Below are 2,324 nucleotides of genomic sequence, written 5' to 3'. Positions count from 1 at the left end.
CGGCAGCGTCGGAGGGGTATAGGAGACAGGGCCAGGACCGTGGGCGTACGGGCCCGGAGCCGGTTGGTACGCACCCGGAGCGGGCTGATACGGGGCAGGGCCCTGGGCGTACGCCCCCGGAGCCGGTGGGTGCGGCCCGGGTCCGGTCCGGTAGGGCCCGGGGTTCTGCTGGTACGCCGGATGCTGAGGCGGCGGAGTGCTCACGAGCGGCCTTTCCGGGGCGGGACGACGGAACGGCACGACACCTTAGCGGCGCGCCGTCAGGCCAACTGGGCGGGCAGCGGCGCCGAATGGGTCACGATCAGACCCGACACCGCTCGGGTCAGGGCCACGTACAGGCGGCGCAGGCCGGTGCGTTCGTCCGGTTCGCCGTCGACCACGGCCCGGGGTTCGTCCAGCACCACGTAGTCGTACTCCAGGCCCTTGGCGAGCGAGGCCGGGACCAGGGTGAGCCGGGTCTCGGCGGTGGTCTCCTCGCCGGGGGACAGGTACGTCAGCCCGGCGGCCGTCAGCGCCTCGGCGAGGGCCGGGATCCGGGCGTCGGCGGCGATCAGGCCGGTCGAGCCCTCGCGGCGCAGCAACTCCGCGCAGGCGGCGACCACAGCGGCGTCCCGTGCGGCGCCCTCCGCCTCCCCCTCGATCGCGCGGACCTCGAAGAAGCCCGGGTTCTCCCGGACGGAGGCGACCGGGGTCAGGCCGGGCGCGATGTGCGGCAGCAGGCGGGAGGCGTAGGCGATGACGTCCGTCGGCACGCGGAAACCGGCCGTCAGCTCCTCGACCACGCCCTCGGGCTTGCCCAGGTGGGACAGGGCCTCCTCCCAGGTGCGCGTCGCCCACGGGGTGGTGCCCTGGGCGAGGTCGCCGAGGACGGTGGCCGAGCCGGTGGTGCAGCGCCGGCCGACCGCCCGGTACTGCATGGGGGACAGATCCTGCGCCTCGTCCAGGACCACGTGCCCGAGGGACGAGGTGCGCTCCACCAGGTCGGCCGCCTCGTCGATCAGCACGGCGTCGGCCGCCGACCACTTCGCCGACTTCACCGACCGCGCGGGCCTGGCCCACAGGATCGCCTTCTGCTCCTCCTCGGTGAGGATCCCCTCGGCGTGCGCGGCGAGGAAGTCGGCGTCCGACAGCAGCCGCAGCACCAGCTTGGCCGGATCGACCTGCGGCCAGATCGCCTTCACGGCGGCCTTCACCGCCGCGTTGCGGGCGACGGAGTCCTGCACCCGGTCGTCCGGGGCCTCGCCCGCCCGCTCCATCTGCACCAGCACGGCGTGCGCGATCCGCTGCGGCAGCGCCTCGCGGGCGGCGCCGTAGCGGATGCCGCGGCGCAGCAACTCCTCGACGATTTCCTGAAGTTCGTACGCCGGGACGCGCCAGCGGCGCGAGCCGCGCACCACGACGACCGCTTCGGTGGGCGTCGTCACGTGGGAGTACAGGGCCCGCCGCAGCACCTGGGCCATCCGGGCGTCGCCCTTGACCAGGGCGGCCGGCGCGTCGTCCGTGCCGCGCACCTCCACCCGGGCGACCAGGTCGTCCACGGTGGCCTGCTGCACCGTCAGCTCACCGAGCGCCGGCAGCACCTGCTCGATGTACCGCAGGAAGGAGCGGTTCGGCCCGATGACGAGGGTGCCGGTGCGGGCCAGCCGCTCCCGGTGGGCGTAGAGGAGGTAGGCGACGCGGTGCAGGCCGACGGCGGTCTTCCCGGTGCCGGGTCCGCCCTGCACGCAGACCGTGCCGGACAGCCCCGACCGGACGATCTCGTCCTGCTCGGGCTGGATGGTCGCCACGATGTCGCGCATCGGGCCCACGCGCGGGCGCTCGATCTCCCGCTGGAGCAGCTTGCTGGTGGTGTCCGCCTCCGCCGGGTCGGACAGGTGCTCGTCCTCGTACGCCGTCAGCTCGCCGCCGGTGTAGCCGAAGCGGCGGCGCAGCGCGATGTCCATCGGGTTCTTCTTGGACGCCTGGTAGAACGGCTGCGAGACCGGGGCGCGCCAGTCGATGACCATGGGGTCGCCGTCGCCGTCGTGCACATGTCGACGCCCGATGTAGAACTGCTCGCCCTCGGCGCCCTCGGCCCGGTCCGCGCCGGGCGCGTGCAGGTAGTCGAGGCGGCCGAAGAACAGCGGGGTGTCGCTGAGGTCGGCCAGCGCCTTGATGCGGTCCTCGATCTGCCGGGCCAGCACTTCGGCGTTCACCCAGTTGGCGGTGACGTCGCGGATGTCGAGCGCTTCGACGTCCGCGCGCATGGCCCGCAGGGCGGCACGGGAGGCGGCGAGGTGGGCCTGTTCGCGGGCGAGGGGGTCGTCGGCGGGACGGTCATCGGC

Annotated in this window: 1 protein-coding gene; it reads right to left on the bottom strand. The window is 74.0% G+C overall.

Features of this window, described 5'->3' with window-relative positions:
- Window positions 1-260 precede the first annotated feature (260 nt).
- On the bottom strand, window positions 261-2,324 hold a 2,064-nt coding region (locus tag GV126_RS15805; protein ID WP_236570012.1), incomplete at its 5' end, for a HelD family protein.

The organism is Streptomyces mexicanus (genome assembly GCF_902506575.1).
In the GTDB taxonomy this organism is placed as follows: domain Bacteria; phylum Actinomycetota; class Actinomycetes; order Streptomycetales; family Streptomycetaceae; genus Streptomyces; species Streptomyces mexicanus.
The sequence above is the reverse complement of the archived record's forward strand: the minus strand, read 5'-3'. Positions and strand labels throughout refer to the sequence as shown.